The sequence below is a fragment of the Streptomyces sp. 11x1 genome (assembly GCF_032598905.1).
In the GTDB taxonomy this organism is placed as follows: Bacteria; Actinomycetota; Actinomycetes; order Streptomycetales; family Streptomycetaceae; genus Streptomyces.
In genome coordinates this window covers 117,414-133,141 of sequence record NZ_CP122458.1, presented here as the reverse complement: position 1 = coordinate 133,141, position 15,728 = coordinate 117,414, and the positions used below count along the sequence as shown (strand labels likewise).

The window sequence follows — 15,728 nt, the reverse complement described above, 5'->3', positions numbered from 1 at the left end:
TCCATCTCCCGTACCAAGGAAGGTCCGCACACATGACCGTCTCCGCCGAGGAGCAGTCCCCTGCCACCTCCACTCCGCCCGCCGTCAGCGAGAGGGTCCACGCCGCGATCGCCCGGCGCCTCGGGGACGAGCAGTTGACCCCCGACACGGAGCTCACCGCGCTTGGCATCGACTCCCTGCTGCTGCTGCGCATTCTGGGCGACCTCGCCGTCGACCCGTCCCAGGAGATCGACCCTTACGCACTCGCCGATGTCGTCACGGTCGCGGACCTCGTGGCATTCGTCGCCGCCTGGAACTGAGGAAGCAGCGAATGAGCGCCATTCCCGTCACCGCGTCGCAACGCAGTCTCCTCTTCATCCAGGAGGCCATGGAACGCAAGGATCTCTACAACATCAGCTTCCGCATCACCTTCGACGGCGAAGCGGACCCGGACATGATGCGCGCCGCGTTGCGCCGGCTGCTGGACCTCCAGCCCACATTGCGCACCGAGTTCGGATTCGATGGCGGTGAACCCCGGGCGCGGATCACCGAGACGTCGGACGTGCCCCTCGTCGTGACCGCCACCACGTCCACCGGTGCGGAATGGGAGCGCCTGCTCGAGGAGGAGAGCACCGCCTTCGCGCGGCTCGCGGTGGACCTGCGTACAGCACCGCTGTGCCGCTTCAAACTGCTCACCGCCCCTGGCCGCAGTGCCTTGCTGTGCAACATCCACCACTCGGTCAGCGACGGGGTCTCCATGAGCGCCCTGCTCGACGAACTGTGCGAGGGGTACCGTCTCGCCGACGGCACACCCGGAGCCGCCGCGGCCACCGCGGCGGACCGCGCGGAGCGGGAGCGCCTGCTCGCCGCCGAACTCGCTGCCCAGGTGCGGGCCACGGACGCCGCCGTGGCGGCCGACGAGGTCAAGCGGCTGGCCGCGCAACTGGACGGCGTCCCGCCCACCATGCTGTACCCGACGCCGACCCGTCCGGTGAACACCAGGTTCGCCGGCGCCGATCTCAGCCTGCTGCTCGGCATCGAGGAACGACGGCTGGTCGAGAGCACCGCGCGCATGCTGTCCACCACGCCGTTCGCAGTGCTGCTCGCCTGCTACGCGGCCCTGCTGGGCGAGTACGCCGGCCAGGAGCGGGTTGTCGTGGGCAGCCCGTTCTCGGCCCGCCGCACCATCGCGTCACACGACCTGGCCGGGTTCTTCGTCAACACCCTGCCGCTGGTACTGCCCGCTGAGGACGTCCCGTTCGGCGCGCACTGCGCAGCGGTGACCGAAGTGGTGCGTGAGGCCAAGCGCTACCAGTCGGTGTCCTTCGACGCGCTCGTGGCCGAGGCCGCACCGGAGCGCACCACCAACCGCAACCCGCTCTTCCAGTGCATGTTCGCCATGCAGGACGAACTGCGCACCCGGGTGAACCTCGGCGGCGGACTGAGCGGAAGACTGGAGTTCGTCTCGCAGCGAGCTGCCCGCTTCGACCTCTGGCTGGGTGCCACCCCCGTCGAGGACGGCCTGCTGATCGAGGTCGAGTACGACAAGGACCTCCTGCCCGCCTCCTACGCCGAGAGGTTCCTCGACGAGTACCGGCAGATACTGCTCCGTGCCGCCGCAGATCCGGGGATCGCGCTGCGGGAACTCGTCGCCGGGCTCGGCACCCGCGCCGTCACCGGATTCCGGCGCGGCCACGAAGCGCGCACCGACGCGCCGGGCGGCCTGGTCGGCCTGGTCCGGGAAACGGCTCGCCGCCATCCCCAGCGGCTCGCCGTCACCGATCCGGAGGGGGCCGGTCTCACCTACGCGGAGCTGCTGGAACGTACCGAGCACGCGGCTGCGGCGCTGTACGACCGCGGTGTGCGCCGCGGCGACGTGGTCGCCGTGGTGCCGGAGACCCTCCCGGACACCGTGGTCGCCATGCTGGCCATCCTGTGGTGCGGCGCCGCCTACCTGCCTCTGGACACCACCCTCCCCGCGGACCGGCTGAGCTACATGATCAGCCACTCGCAGTGCTCCTTGATCATCGGCTCCCGCCCCGTGGTGCCCGGAGAGCCGGAGCGGACCACCGTCGCCGAACTGCGGGAGCGGGGCCGCGGCGGCGCGGGGCCGGCGCTCCCCGACGGGACCGCGCCCGTTTACGTCATGTTCACCTCCGGCTCCACCGGGCGGCCCAAGGGCGTCCTGATGGGCCAGCCGGCCCTCGTCAACCTCCTGCACTGGCAGACCGACGAGCTGCGGATGGGCCCGGACACCCGCTTCCTGCAGTTCGCTCCGCTCGGCTTCGACGTCTCCTACCAGGAAATCTTCCCCACCTTGGCGGTCGGCGGCACGGTGTACGGGCTGGGCGCCGTCGACCGCCGCGACCTTTCCCAGGTCGCCGCGCTCGTCGAGGAACACCGACTGACGCACGTCTACCTGCCGGTCGCCGTCCTCGGTGCCTTCGCCGACGCCGTCCACGAGGGCGGCCACGCGCTGGAGCACGTGGGACACATCTGCGTGTCCGGTGAACAGCTCCATCTGGACAGCCGGTCGCGCCGCCTGCTGAACCACCACGACCGGCTCACCCTCGTCAACCTCTACGGCCCCACCGAGACGCACGCTGTGACCTGGCACGTTCTGGCCGGCGGCACCGACACCGAGTTGCCCGCGCACGTCCCGATCGGCCGGACCCTGCCGGGGGTCGACACCCACCTCCTGGACCCGCAGGGCCGCCCGGTACCCCCTGGCGCAATCGGAGAGCTGTACTTCGGCGGAATCTGCCCGGCCGAGGGATACCTCAACGATCCCGAACGCACCGCGGCCGCCTTCCTGCCCGCCCCCGACGGGACGAGCCGCGTCTACCGCACCGGCGACCTCGCGATCCTCACCGAGGACGGCACGCTGGTCTTCCTCGGCCGCCGCGACTCGCAGGTCAAGCTGCGCGGACACCGCATCGAACTCGGCGAGCTGGAGACCACGGCCGAGAAACTGCCGCAGGTCAAGGCCGCCGCCGCCGCGGTCCACGGAACCGGTGAACAGGCGGCCCTGTGCCTCTTCGTGCTCCCGGCGCCGGGCGCGACGGTGGACGCGCGAGCGCTGCGCGACACCCTCCGGGCGGACCTGCCGACCTACATGGTCCCGCGGCACGTCCTGACCATCGACGCCATGCCGCTGACCGGCAACGGCAAGGTCGACCGCAAGACCCTGCTCGACCGCTTCGCCGGCGGAGAGCTGACGGAGGCCGTCACCGGAAAGGCCGGCGACTGGGAGCCCACCTCGGCGGAGGCCGCGATCCGGGACGTCTGGACACGGCTGCTAGGCAGCGAGCCGAGCGGCCCCGAGGAGTCGTTCTTCCTGCTCGGCGGCAACTCCTTCGACGTCCTGCGGTTGCTCACCGCGGTCACCGAACAGACCGGCACCCGCGTCCCGGTGGCCGAGTTCTTCCAGAACCCCACCATCCGTGCGCTGGCCGACCACCTCACCACCGACCGCGGAGAGACCACATGACCGCCACCACTCCCTCCCTCCCCGGCGCCACGGTCCTCGACCTGATCGAGGCGCACGTCGAGCGCCACCCCGACAAGACCGCAGTCCTCTGTGGCCAGGACCGGATCAGCTACCGCCGTCTCTGGGACGCCGCGCACGAGACCGCCGACCGGCTCATGGCCAACGGCTGCTCCCGAGGAGACACCGTCGCCCTGGTAGGCCCCGGCAACGCCGAGTTCATGACCGCCGCCCTGGCCGCCTGGCTGGTGGGAGCCGCCTGGGTCCCGATCGACCCCCGGCTGCCCGAGGAGCGCATCCGGTACGTCCTCGACGACACGGGCGCACGGGTCGTACTGGCTACCGCCGAGGTGAGGACCGGCACCGGAGTTCCCACGGAACGGGTCCTCGCCGACGCGCCCGCAGCCGACCCCGCCCGCGTGGAGCGGCTGCGGCGGCAGCGGGCGACCGCCGACGACCGCGCGTACCTCATCTACACCTCCGGGTCCACCGGCCGGCCCAAGGGCGTGGCGGTCGGACACCACGCCCTCGCCGTCCACCTCCTCGGCACCCTGGACGCCTACCGGCTCACCGCCGACGACATCCTCCTGTCCTTCGCCTCCCCCAGCTTCGACGCCGCAGTCGAGGAGATGTGGGCCCCCGTGGCCGGCGGCGGCACGGTGCTGCTGCGCGGCTCGGCCCTGTGGACCGGCCGGCAGCTGTTCGAGCGTGTCCGCGCCCACCGGGTGACCTACGTGTCCTGCACCACCGCCTACTTCGAGGCCTTCTTCGGTGAGGAACTGACCGCCGAGGACGTGACCTCCCTCGCCTCGCTGCACGGGATCATCTTCGGCGGCGAGGCCGTGAACCCCGCGGTCGTCCGGCGCTGGGCCAACGGGCCCCTCGGCTCGGTGCCCGTGTGCAACACCTACGGCCCCACCGAGACGGTCGTCACCGCGACCCTGTACTGGATCGGGCAGGGCTGGCAGGGCGACAGGGTGCCGATCGGGCACTGCCTGCCCGGACACGTCGGTATCGTCCTGAACGCGGACGGCGAGGAGGTCGCCGACGGCGAGAGCGGCGAGCTGTACCTGGGCGGACCGTGCGTTGCCGAGGGGTACCTCGGGCGGCCCGATCTGACCGCGCAGCGCTTCGTCGAACTCCCCGGAAGGGACGGCATCCACTACCGCACCGGCGACCTCGTCGCCGTGCAGGGCCAGGAGCTGCTGTTCCTCGGCCGAGCCGACCGACAGGTCAAGATCCGCGGCTTCCGCATCGAGCTCGAGGAGATCGAGGCCGCGCTCCGCGGCACCGACGGGGTGCGCAACGCCGTCGTCGGGGTCGAACAGCGGCCGGACGGCGGAGACCGGCTGGTCGCCGACGTGGTTCCCGTGGACCTCGCCGACCGGGAAGCGCCCGCCGCGTTCCGCGCCGCCCTGCGCGGCGCCCTCGCCCGCTCCCTGCCCGACTACATGGTGCCCTCGGAGTTCAGGTTCCACGCCGACCTCCCGCTGGGCGTCACCGGCAAGGTGGACCGGGCGAGAGTACTGGCCGAGGCGGGCAGCACCGCGTGACACCGCCACCCGCCGGAGCCCCGCGCCAGATCGAGGCGGGGCCCGGCGTATGGGTGGCCACGGCCGGCGCACCCTGGGACACCCTCCTGGCCCGGTACGCGACCGGGGCCGACCGCACGGATGTCCGTCGGCCGGCCCACCGGTGCCACACGGAACGCCTGCGCGCCCGCGGCCTGTTGCGGACGCTGCTCGGCAGTCACTTCCCGGCGGTTGCCGACGTCGGCATCGGCTACGCGCGCTCCGGCCGCCCTGTGCTCGTCGGCCAGGCGCGGCTGGGCATCAGCCTCAGCCACGCGGATGGCGTCTACGCCGCCTGCGTGGCCTTGGACCGGACCGTCGGTGTGGATGTCCAGCCACCGCCGGCGGACCTCTCGGACCCGGTTCTCCGCTGGTGCGCGCCCGCCCGGCGGCACGCGCTCGCCGCACTGCCCTCGGAGGCGAGGGCCCGCGAATTCGCCTGGATGTGGACCGTCAAGGAGGCGTGCGGAAAAGCCCTTGGCACGGGGCTGGCGGGCCCCGCCCTCACCCTTGACGTCCCGCCTGGAGCGAACAGCGGCAGCTGGGGCGAGTACCGGTGGGTGAGCCTGCGTCAGCAGTCGTCGATACCTCTGAGCTGCGCCTTCAGCAGCGTCGTCGAGAGAGGAACACCACAGTGAACCAGCAACGCTGGCTACAGCCCTTGAAGGTGGACGGCGGCCAGGAGGCCGCGCCGCTTGCCACACTCGTGTGCCTGCCGCACGCCGGAGGCGCGCCCTCCTTCTTCCGGGACTGGCCCGAGGAGCTCGGCCCCCGCATCGAAGCCCTCGCGGTCTGCTACCCCGGCCGCCACGACCGGTTCGCAGACCCCGTCGTCACCGACATGACGGTCATGGCCCGCTGTGTGGCCTACGCACTCGCCGTCCTCGCGGACCGGCCACTGTGGCTCTTCGGGCACAGCATGGGCGCCGCCGTCGCATACGAGACGACCCGCCTTCTGATCGACGTCCACGGGGTCCGCCCCGCCGGCCTCATCGTCAGCGGGTTCCCCCCGCCGCACCGCGTCCAAGGCGGCACGGTCCACCTCCGGGGCGACGACGCGATCATCGCCGACGTACTCGACATGGGCGCCGCCGACAGCGCACTTTTCGCCGAGCCGGAGCTGCGAGAGCTGTTCCTGCCCGCCCTGCGGGCCGACTACCGGCTCATCGAGACCTACCGCCCAACCGCCGGGGAACCGCTCGAGGTGCCGCTCACCGTCTGCTACGGCGTCGACGACGAGGACGCCGCCGTCCGGGCAAGCGAGTGGGCCCGGTACACGACCCGCCCCACCGAGGAGCTGGCATTCCCCGGCGGCCACTTCTACCTCCAGGAGCAGGCCCCGGATCTGCTCGCCCGGCTGGAGGAGCAAATCCTGGCCGCACCATCCTCGCCTGCTTCGGAGAAGAATCGGGAGCAGTGGTGACCGAGGCGACCGGCCTACGCGGCAGGCGTGAGCGGGTCGGCGACCGGACCGCCGACCCGGTCGGCCGATGGCTGCTGTCCGGCCCACCCCGCCCCGGTGCCCCGCGGCTGTACTGCTTCCCACACGCCGGCGGCAATCCGGTCGAATACCTGCGGTGGGCCGAGCTGCTGCCCGGCACCGAGGTCCAGGTCGTGCAGCTGCCGGGCCGCGGCCCTCGCTACGGCGAACCGGATGCCGCTGACATGGCGGACCTCGTCGCCGGCATCCTCGACGGCATCCGAACCGAGGCGCCCTTCGCCTTCTTCGGCCACAGTTTCGGCGCCCTGGTGGCCTACGAGACAAGCCGGGCGCTGCGGGACACCGGCCGGCGTCTGCCTCGGGACCTCGTGGTGTCTGCCTATCCGGCGCCCCACTTGGCCGTCCCCTGGTGCGACCCGGGTGGTCTGTCCGACGGCGAACTGCTGCGCGCGGTGGCCGACCGGCATGGCGGCATTCCTGCGGAAGTCGTGGAGTCCCGGCTGCTGCATTCCCTGGTCGCCCGGCCGCTCCGGGCCGACCTGCGGCTGATCGCCGGGCATGGGCACCAGCCCGGGGTACCTATGCCGGTGCCACTGACGGTGTTCGGTGGTACCGGCGATCGGCTGTCCCGCCGTTCGCTGTCGTCCTGGCAGGATCACACCACCGAATCGTTCACGGTGCGGATGTTCCCTGGCGGACACTTCTATCTGCGTGAGCACGAGGAGCTAGTGCTAAGCGCCCTGCGCGACCTGATCGTGCCCCTCGGCGCAGAGCCCAGCCCAGCCGGACCGTCCAGCCTGCAGTGCTGATCCCGCTCGGCTCCGGTCCTGGACTAGCTGTTCTGTCCCGGGAGGTTGTGACGGGTGAGCCAGGTCTCGGTTGAGGGATCTTGAACAGGTGAGGGCCTTCCGGTTCGGTGTGGATTGCGACGTCTACACCTGACCGAAAGGCCCTCGTGCCCCACCGTAATGCACCCCTGACCGAGACCGGACGGCTGCGCCTGGCCCGCTGAGTGGTCGAGGACCACTGGCCCCTCAGGCGCGCCGCGGAACGCTTCCAGGTCTCACCGACCACGGCCCAGCGCTGGGCCGACCGCTACCGGCAGCTCGGCGAGGCCGGCATGAGCGACCGGTCCTCCCGCCCGCACGCCAGCCCGCGCCGCACCCCGACCCGCACCGAGCGCCGGATCATCAAGGTCCGCCTGCTGCGCCGCTGGGGACCGGCCCGCATCGCCCACCTGCTGCACCTGGTGCCCTCGACCGTGCACCGTGTCCTGAACCGCTACGGCCTGGCCCGGCTCACGCACCTGGACCGGGCAACGGGCCGCGTCATACGCCGCTACGAACGAGAACGTCCGGGCGAGCTGGTGCATGTCGACATCAAGAAGCTCGGCAACATCCCCGACGGCGGCGGCCACAAGGTCCTCGGCCGGGCAGCGGGCCGCAGGACCCGGTCCGGCGCCGGCTACAGCTACCTGCACACCGCCGTCGACGACCACTCCCGCCTGGCCTACAGCGAGATCCTCACCGACGAGAAGAAAGAGACCGCCACCGGCTTCTGGCAGCGGGCCCACGCCTTCTTCACCGAGTGCGGGATCACGGTCGAGCGGGTGCTGACCGACAACGGATCCTGCTACCGCTCACGCGACTGGCGCGACCTCATGGCAACAGCCGGGATCACCCACAAGCGAACCCGGCCCTACCGGCCCCAGACCAAACCTCTGTCATCACACTGCACCTCATCGGGTCGTTTCGGAGTATTCGGGGTCCAGGACGCTTCGCCGAGGTCGGCCGATGACGGGGCGGACGAACCCGGGTCCGGGCAGGTGGAAGACGTACTCGCCCTTGTCGTTGGCGAGGACGCCGGTGAGGTAGACCGGCTTTTGGTGCCGGTAGCGCACGGTCATCCGGCGGCCGCACTTGCCGCAGGAGACCACATGTCGGCGTACACGGAAAGTCCGTACCGACACCACACCCTGCAGCAGCGCGGCGCCCTCGCGGGGCGGGGAGGCTTTGCGGTCGCTGCCGCGGGCGGCGGCGAGTTCGGTGAGCCGGGTCTGATTGGCCGCGAACTCGCTCCAGGTGAGGTATCCGGGGTGGGCGTCGGTGATCAGCACGGTCCACTCCTCGCGGGGCAGCACGTGGCTGGTGGTCTTGCCGCCGGGGCCGCGGCGTTCGCGGCGCCGTCCGTCGAAGAACGCTCCGGCATAGCGCGGGTTGTGCAGAACCTGCAGGACTCGGTGGTGCTGCAGGATGCCCCAGGTCAGCTCGCCCTTGTTGGGGCCGGTGCGGATCCGACGGGGAAACTTCAGGCCCGCGCCGGCGAACGCCTTGACGACGGCGTAGGCGGAGCCGGTGGCGGCGAACGTGGTCAGCAGATGCCGGATGGCCTGCTGCACCTGGGCGTCCGGGTCGAGGATCACGCGGTCGGCGTGGTCATAGACCAGGCCGACGGGCAGCGGCTGGATGAGCTCGCCGCGTCTCGCCTTGGACAGTGATCCGCCCCGCAGACGGGCCTTGAGCAGGTGCAACTCTCCGTCCGCCCGCAGTCCGTAGATTCCGTCAGGAACGAGTGGGGGAAGCGGTGACCCGTTAGCGCGCGCCTGGGAGATGGCAAGGCGCCAGGACTCCGGCTGTATGGGGCCGTCCCGGTCCATGAAGCACGTGAGCTGGATCCCCGGGTACTGGGCGTCGGGCAGGACTTGGTCCTGGGTGACGAACTGCCAGCCGAACGCGCGGATGTCGGAGAGGGAGCCGCCCCTGTTCTCCACCACGACCGGCTCCGGCAGTACCAGTAGCCCTGTCGGGATGGGGATGTCCCTGTCCTTGGTGAGGGTGGCGACGTCTGCGGGCTCCAGGGTGGCGGCCGCCGCCATGACCGCCGTCCTCCGCCGTGCCGTTCTCGATGGCCTGCTGGGCGCCGGCGTAGTCGAGCCGGGCCCGACTTCGGATCATGGCCCGGCTCACGGACGAGTCGGTCAGATTGCCGTGGGCGTCGAGGTCGTGCTGCCACAACAGGGCGGGGCGGTCCTTGTTCGGCAGCAGGCTGGCCGCGCCCTCGGACAGGACGGGCGGGTACAGGGGCACCTTGAGATCGGGGAAGTACAGCGTTTCGATCCTGTCGTGCGCCTCGATGTCCAGAGGGCTGCCCGCCCTGACAAAGGTTGCCACGTCCGCGATGGCGTAGTACACGCGGTAGCCGCCGCCGGGCCGCCGTTCCAGGTGCATGGCCTGGTCGAGGTCCTTCGAGGTCGGCGGATCGATCGTGAAGAACGGCAGGTGGGTGGCGTCCTTGTCGGGCAAGCGCGCCTCACCCGCAGCCTTGTCGGCCGCTTTGAGTACGCGCTTGGGGAAGCTCAGGGGGACCTTCAGCTCCACGCGGAGTTCCTCCAGCGCGGTGCGCAGAGCGGCCTGGGCCTCGGCCGACAGGTGCATCCGGCGGCGTTTCATGCCCCGAGCCTAGTAGGGCTCCGTTAGGTTGCTCTGGCTCTTGGGTTCTGGCTGGTGGTGGATGTTCTGGGCAGGGGGCGGTGGCAGGTGGTGCAGGTGCCGGTCCAGCAGTTCAGCAGGTCCTGGATGGCGTCGAGGATCTGGTAGAGGGTGAGTCCGCTGTATCGGCTTTTGGGGACAGGCGCTGTTCGGTGAGGAAGGCGTGGGCGGCGGTGACCAGGGTGACGTGGTGGTGCCAGCCGTTCCAGGAGCGGCCCTCGAAGTGGTCCAGGCCGAGGCCGTGCTTGAGTTCCCGGTAATCGTGCTCGATGCGCCAGCGGATCTTGGACAGGCGGACCAGTTCGGTGATCGGTGTGTCGGCGGGCAGGTTGGACAGCCAGTAGTCGGTGGGTGCTTCGGCGCCGGCGGGCCATTCGACCAGCAGCGTCACCTCGGGCAGGACACCGTCCCAGTGGCCGTGCTCGGCAGTGGCGGCGGCTTGGGCCAGACGGCGGGCCCTCACCCCGGCCGGCCGCACCCGCAGCGCCAGAAAGCGTGAGTGCATCGGCCCGCGGGAGCCTTCACGCCAGGTCACCTCGGTGAACGCCTGCCGTCCGTGCTCCTGAGCCAGCGCTGCCACCGAGGACGGCTTGTCCCGGTAGCGGGGCTGCGGCCTGCGACCGTTCCCGGACCACGCCGGGGCGGTGGGCCGCACGTCGTGCGGGTGGACCGTCACGTCCGAACGGACCGCCACGACATAGCCGATGCCCCGCTCGCTCAGACCGTCGCGGAAGTCGGCGTTCTGCCCGTAGCCGGCGTCGGCGACCAGCACCGGCGGAACCAGCCCCCACCCGGCCAGCTCGTCGAGGATGTCCAGGGCCAGACGCCACTTCTCCCGGTGCCCGACCTCCGGCGGTATCCCGGTCTTCTGCCGCCGCACCGCATCGTCCGCCCACTCCTCGGGCACGAACATCCGCCACTGCAGCGGACAGGACGCCGTGTCGGAGACCGCGTGCACACTCACCGCGACCTGGCAGTTGGCCCGCTTGCCCAGCGCCCCGCAGTACTGGCGCGCGACCGCCACCGACATCTTCCCGTCCTTGGGGAACGACACGTCATCGACCGCCCACGCCTCCGGGCCGATTCTCGGCACCATCCGCTGGGCGATCCGCCGCCGCACCGGCACCGGATCCCACGTCGACTGGTTCACGAACTGCTGCAGGTTCTGCTCGTTGCCGTCCGGCAGCCGTTCCGCCATCGGCTGGATCGACTTCCGCCGTCCGTCCAGCATCAGTCCCCGCAGGTAGCAGTCGCCCTTCGCCCGCTGATCCTTACGCGGCACCGACGCGAACACGTCAGCCACGAACAACGCCAACGTCGCCCGAGCCCGGTTCACTTCATGTGCGTCCACACCTTCAGCGTTCCCCCAAACAGGACCGACAGACAGACGTAACGGAGCCCTACTAGGACGCTGATGGGAACGCGATCGCGGTGAAATGCGCCTGTGAGACTTCGTGCGTGGGCGCGCTCGAGTGGCATGGTCAGCCCTCTGGGTCGAAGCCTCGGTCGAAGCCGTGCAGCAGCGGCTCCAACTCCTGCGCCGCGCCGCACAGCGCACACAGCCGGACGCCAGCCTTCTCGGCAGCGTCCAGGGCGCGCTCCAGCTCCAGCACCGGCGCGCCTTCTGGCGCCTCGTCACAGTCCCGGGCGTGCAGGACAGCCTGGCCGGGCCCGTGGCCGCCGCTCAGCTTCTGCAGGACCCACCCGGAGGGTCGGCGCGGTCCCAGGGCCTCACGCACCGGTGAGGGCTGCTCCAGGGGCTCGGTGGGCACGGCGTCGTACGAGACGCCGTCAACGGGGCGTACGTGCTCGGGTGCGCGCACCCACACGCGATACTCGGCTGGCTCCACGCCGCCCTCCAACTGGTGGAGAGGCTGTATTCCGAGGGTGCGCTATTCCGGCGTGAGGACGACACCGAGGACTCCGCACAGGTGCGCCGCCGCCTGTTCACCGACAGCAGGATCGAGGTACGCACCTTCGACTGGCTGCTGCGAGCGGCCGAGCAAGCCGATTCTCGCACGCTCGGCCTGCTCGACCTCGAGGCGGGCGACGACACGGACGAGTGGTGACCCGCCTCCCGAACGCCGAGTCGCGCTCCCGGCGCGGGTCCGTTTGCGGGAGTCAGGAGGCGCCGGGTGCACGGCGACTTCGGCGGCGGCAGACGCGTACTCGCCAAGGGGGTCCAGGATGGGTTTTGGCGCGGCTTCTCATGAACTCACCGCGTGGTGTTACCTGACTTCGACGGCATACGAGGCGCCGGGAAACTCCCAGCCGTCGGTGCCTTCGCCGATGTCCTCAACGATGACGTCGTCGATGAAGTGGTCCTCGAACTCGTCGTCGGTGAGTTCGCCGGCGAGCCAGAGCTCCTCGATCTCGTCCCAGTTGCCCCTGCTGCCGTCGATCCGCAGGGGCGCGGCGTCCACGGTGCCGCGGGTGCGTTCGTCGTCCCCGGTTTTGACGACGCCGCTGATTTCGTACTGGCCCCGCTTGATGTGACGGGGGATCGGGTCGGCTGGGACGACGGCGACGTTCTCGTACGCGGTGTGGATGATGTCCAGGTAGCTGCGGCGGACGTTGTACTCGGCGTCGGACAACCAGTTGACGAGGGTCTTGGTCGTGACGTGGAGACCGGCGTCCGCCAGGGCCTGCTGCCCGCGGTGGGTCGCGGTGAGCTGACTGAGCTGGGCGTGCCAGTGCTTGGCGCTGTACGACGACAGCCGGTGGCGGGGAGTGACCTGGGAGCGCAGGAGGTCGTTGAGGGCGGCACCCAGGGATCCTCCGTGGCCAGTGGGGCCGGCCATCAGTCGTCACCTTCGAGGATGGTCTCGCCAGACTGGACGAACTTGCGCTTCACTTCGCCGAAGCCGGTCCCGATCCGGTACGTGGACGGCGGCGTGCCGGGCGGGGTCCAGAAGATGGCCTGGTCGACGTTGCGCAGCGCGACAAGGGTGTGGCCTTCCTGGACGGCCTTGAACGCGACCGTCCAGTGCCGGACGGAGGCCTCGGCGACCATGCTCATACGCCAGTCCGGCCGCCAGAACGGGGACCGCTGAGCGGGACGCTTGGGCCACAGCAGACGCAGCGCGATGGACAGCCGGGTCTTGTACGCCTTGTAGGGTTCGCCGCCGGCCTGGACGAGTTCGGTGCGTGCCTTGCGGGTGGCCTCGTAGAAGGGCTTGAACAGGGACTCGTTGGCCTTGCCGGTCCAGGAGTCGTGGATGGCCGGCATGCCGGCGAGGTGGCCTGCCCGGACGAGCTTCTCCAGTTGCTTGATGTGGGGGGTGGTGACCCACACGTGGCCGTTCTCGTCGGGTCGGTCGATGATCCGCCCCAGGGGGTGCGGCATGTCGGTGCGGGTCCACTGCGGGATGTCGATGAGGTAGATGCCGGCCCCGGCCTTGTCGTACGCGTCGAGCGGGCCGGTGTGCAGAAGCTTGTTCGGAGCGAGGGGAACGGCCGAACAGGCGGAGGGGAAGGACCCGTTGCGGTCGATCAGGCACAGCACGCCCTCTCCGAAGGAGTCGGGCACGTCGAGCTGATCGCGGCGTACCCGCTTGCCGTTCGCCCGGATGTGGGGAACACGGGTGGCGGTGACGTCGGGGTGGACCCAGCGGGGCTCACCGTCCATGTGCTCGCTGATCAGAGTCCACGGGGCGCTGTCGCGCGCCTCGGTGCGGATGACGGGGATCGGGTGCATCTTCGAGCGGCCAACCGAGTCCTTGAGGATCTTCAGAGCAGGGAAGACGTGACCCTCGGGCTCGTCCTCCTCATCCCCCGGCGTCAGACCGTCCTCGCCGTCTTCCTCGTCTTCCGCTACGTCATCCTGCCCCTGGCCGCTGCCTGCCGGGGCGTGCACAGGGGCACCGGCAGCAGCGGCCTGACCGGCGCTTCCGGCAGTGTCGGCGGACATGGGCGTGCTGAAGGGCCGCAGTGCGGCGGCGAGGCGGTGCCCTTCGTGAGTGTCCGGCATCTCCGATACCGCTGCGGCGGCCTGGAGCAGCGACGGCAGGATCTCCTTCAGGGCGTCCTGGTCGCCGCCTGCGACTGCGGTCCGCCATGCCGCCAGCTCGTGGGTGAGGGCGGCGGGGATCCCCTGGTGTCCGCCGGACGTGTAGGCAAGGGCGGCTTCGGCCAGTTCCAGCGCCGCGGTTCCCGTTCCGCCAGTGGCAGGCGAGAGCCCTGGGCCCGCCGGGCTGTGGGCGCGGTCGATGGGTCCGATTCCTACGTCGAGGAAGCGGGCGTGGAGCAGGTCGGGCTGCAGGTATGCCGAGCCGATCGCGCCGAAGTCGCGTTCGGTGACCGTCACTTGGACCTTGCCCAGGTCGGCGGTCGCAGTGAGCGTCACGACGACGTCGGCGTCCAGGAGTGCCAGGAGCGTGGGGTCGTCGCTGTCCACGACGGCGAGGACCGGTACGTGAAGGGCGCGTGCGAGGCCGGCCAGGACCTGGGAGGCATCGGGGAGACGCTCTCCGGACAGCGGGAGGCGGGCGCTGTGGGCGGCCTGGAGGCGGTCCACGACCACGAGGGCCAGGCCCTCCATGTGCGGCGCGGTTTCCGCGATGTCCTCGGCCCTCAAGTTGGTGCCGTCATCGATCATCAGCAGGTCGCCCGCCTGGACCAGCTGCCGGGCGACCTGCTGCTCCTGCTCGGTGAGACGCCCCTGCTTCAGGCGCGGGTAGTCGCCGCCGGTCTCGGCGGAGATGATCCGGCGGAAAATGTCGTCCCGATTCGGTCCCGACGCCGCATACAGGACCGTGTGGCGGTCGACGAGCGCGGTCTGCCGTGCGGCGGCAAGACCCAGCAGGCTCCCGCCGACGTTCGGGGCGGCCGCCACGAGCGTCAGCCGGCCCGGCTGCAGACCGCCCGTCGCGGCGTCCAGGCCGGGCAGCCCGAACAGGGCTTGGCCGACCGGGCCGTCGGTGAGTACGGAACCGATGGCGTCGCCCAGCGTGGCGAGCCTGCGCGGCGCGCTGCTGCGGTCCTGGTTGCCTTGGCTGTTCACCGCACCTCCTGCGGTCGCCGCGCCGGGGTACGCGGCCGTGTCGGACGAGAGGGCACTTGAGGCAGGGTCGGCGGGGAGCAGTACCGCGACCGGCGTGGTGTTGCGAAGGAGGACTTGTGGTTGGCCCTTCGCTGCCAGCGTGACGAGGTCACCGAAGTCCTTTTGTGCCGTACTCAGCACGTGGGCCGGGAAGGCATCGGCCTTCCGGGCTGCGGGGAACCGGTCCAGCGGCGCGAGCAGAGCGCGCACTTTGTGCTTGGTGATCATCGTGGTGCGCCCCTCCTCTTCGACGAGCTTCACCAGCGAGTACAGGTGGGTCCGTGCTGCGGACGCGCTGACAGCGCTTTCTTCCTGCGGTGACTGACTCACTCACCCTCCTCCACTCAACTCTCCATTACGGTAACGAAATCAACTCATTCAGTGAGTAAGGTCACTATATATTTTGAGAAACTCACTCATTAGTGGTGTGAATTGATGGGTCGGGATGCCTCCTGGGCCGATCGGTAGCTGACAGAGCGGCAGCCGGAGCCCCGGCTGCCGCTCCACACCGTCCGCCGAAAAGTCTGCGGAGGTCCGCCGCGAGGCGGAACGCGCCCGGGCGTTGGCGAGCACCAGTCCGCCGTCACCCTCCAGTACCAGGCCGCCCGCGCCTGGTGTGAACTGCGAGCGGGACCGGCTCACCGCCGGACTTGAAGCCCTCCGCACCGCGCGCCTGAGATGAACAAGCCCGACGCGGGGAGTCTCAACCAGGGGGAACCGG

General features: G+C 70.5%; 11 protein-coding genes and 3 pseudogenes. 8 read left to right on the top strand and 6 right to left on the bottom strand.

What is annotated here, in order from left to right:
• Window positions 1-32: 32 nt before the first annotated feature.
• From P8T65_RS00660 to P8T65_RS00630, 7 genes and pseudogenes are all read left to right on the top strand, one after another.
• The gene (locus P8T65_RS00660) at window positions 33-299 is read left to right on the top strand and encodes a phosphopantetheine-binding protein (protein ID WP_316723457.1); all 267 of its coding nucleotides are present in this window, start codon (window positions 33-35) and stop codon (window positions 297-299) included.
• A gap of 11 nt (window positions 300-310) precedes the next feature.
• Window positions 311-3,469: an amino acid adenylation domain-containing protein gene (locus tag P8T65_RS00655; RefSeq protein ID WP_316723456.1), complete on the top strand. Its 3,159-nt coding sequence runs from the start codon at window positions 311-313 to the stop codon at window positions 3,467-3,469.
• Entirely contained in the window at window positions 3,466-5,019 is a 1,554-nt protein-coding gene (locus P8T65_RS00650; protein WP_316723455.1) for an amino acid adenylation domain-containing protein, read from the top strand. Before P8T65_RS00655 ends, P8T65_RS00650 begins: the two co-directional genes overlap by 4 nt.
• Window positions 5,016-5,675, top strand: coding sequence for a 4'-phosphopantetheinyl transferase superfamily protein (locus P8T65_RS00645; RefSeq protein WP_316723454.1), 660 nt, complete (start codon window positions 5,016-5,018; stop codon window positions 5,673-5,675). The genes P8T65_RS00650 and P8T65_RS00645 overlap by 4 nt, the downstream gene beginning before the upstream one ends.
• Complete coding sequence (locus tag P8T65_RS00640) at window positions 5,672-6,460, top strand: alpha/beta fold hydrolase (RefSeq protein ID WP_316723453.1); 789 nt, start codon at window positions 5,672-5,674, stop codon at window positions 6,458-6,460. The genes P8T65_RS00645 and P8T65_RS00640 overlap by 4 nt, the downstream gene beginning before the upstream one ends.
• The gene (locus P8T65_RS00635) at window positions 6,457-7,287 is read left to right on the top strand and encodes an alpha/beta fold hydrolase (RefSeq protein ID WP_316723452.1); all 831 of its coding nucleotides are present in this window, start codon (window positions 6,457-6,459) and stop codon (window positions 7,285-7,287) included. The genes P8T65_RS00640 and P8T65_RS00635 overlap by 4 nt, the downstream gene beginning before the upstream one ends.
• 203 nt (window positions 7,288-7,490) lie before the next feature.
• Window positions 7,491-8,192 (top strand): annotated as a pseudogene (locus tag P8T65_RS00630) (IS481 family transposase); the annotation flags it as partial.
• A 24-nt stretch (window positions 8,193-8,216) separates the two neighbouring features.
• On the opposite strand, the gene P8T65_RS00625 reads toward P8T65_RS00630, so the two are convergent.
• The 4 genes and pseudogenes from P8T65_RS00625 to P8T65_RS00610 form a co-directional block, all read right to left on the bottom strand.
• Window positions 8,217-9,353, bottom strand: coding sequence for a recombinase family protein (locus P8T65_RS00625; protein WP_316731443.1), 1,137 nt, complete (start codon window positions 9,351-9,353; stop codon window positions 8,217-8,219).
• 70 nt (window positions 9,354-9,423) lie between these two features.
• Window positions 9,424-9,912: pseudogene (locus tag P8T65_RS00620) on the bottom strand (ribonuclease catalytic domain-containing protein); the annotation flags it as partial.
• A 127-nt stretch (window positions 9,913-10,039) separates the two neighbouring features.
• A complete protein-coding gene (locus P8T65_RS00615; RefSeq protein ID WP_316723451.1) occupies window positions 10,040-11,317 on the bottom strand; it encodes an IS701 family transposase in 1,278 nt (425 codons plus the stop codon).
• 130 nt (window positions 11,318-11,447) lie between these two features.
• Window positions 11,448-11,825, bottom strand: a pseudogene (locus P8T65_RS00610) (DUF6233 domain-containing protein); the annotation flags it as partial.
• Window positions 11,826-11,831: 6 nt separating this feature from the next.
• Here P8T65_RS00610 and P8T65_RS00605 point away from each other — a divergent pair.
• Window positions 11,832-12,035, top strand: coding sequence for a hypothetical protein (locus tag P8T65_RS00605; RefSeq protein WP_316723450.1), 204 nt, complete (start codon window positions 11,832-11,834; stop codon window positions 12,033-12,035).
• A 159-nt stretch (window positions 12,036-12,194) separates the two neighbouring features.
• On the opposite strand, the gene P8T65_RS00600 is transcribed toward P8T65_RS00605, so the two are convergent.
• Entirely contained in the window at window positions 12,195-12,767 is a 573-nt protein-coding gene (locus tag P8T65_RS00600; RefSeq protein ID WP_316723449.1) for a hypothetical protein, read from the bottom strand.
• Window positions 12,767-15,337, bottom strand: a complete 2,571-nt coding sequence (locus tag P8T65_RS00595) for a DnaB-like helicase C-terminal domain-containing protein (protein ID WP_316723448.1) — start codon at window positions 15,335-15,337, stop codon at window positions 12,767-12,769. The genes P8T65_RS00600 and P8T65_RS00595 overlap by 1 nt, the downstream gene beginning before the upstream one ends.
• Between the last annotated feature and the right edge of the window lie 391 nt (window positions 15,338-15,728).

What these genes read in the sequence shown, in the direction of transcription:
- P8T65_RS00660 (WP_316723457.1), top strand. Translation starts at nt 33, where the DNA reads ATGACCGTCTCCGCCGAGGAGCAGTCCCCTGCCACCTCCACTCCGCCC.
- P8T65_RS00655 (WP_316723456.1), top strand. Translation starts at nt 311, where the DNA reads ATGAGCGCCATTCCCGTCACCGCGTCGCAACGCAGTCTCCTCTTCATC.
- P8T65_RS00650 (WP_316723455.1), top strand. Translation starts at nt 3,466, where the DNA reads ATGACCGCCACCACTCCCTCCCTCCCCGGCGCCACGGTCCTCGACCTG.
- P8T65_RS00625 (WP_316731443.1), bottom strand. Translation starts at nt 9,353, where the DNA reads ATGGCGGCGGCCGCCACCCTGGAGCCCGCAGACGTCGCCACCCTCACC.
- P8T65_RS00600 (WP_316723449.1), bottom strand. Translation starts at nt 12,767, where the DNA reads ATGGCCGGCCCCACTGGCCACGGAGGATCCCTGGGTGCCGCCCTCAAC.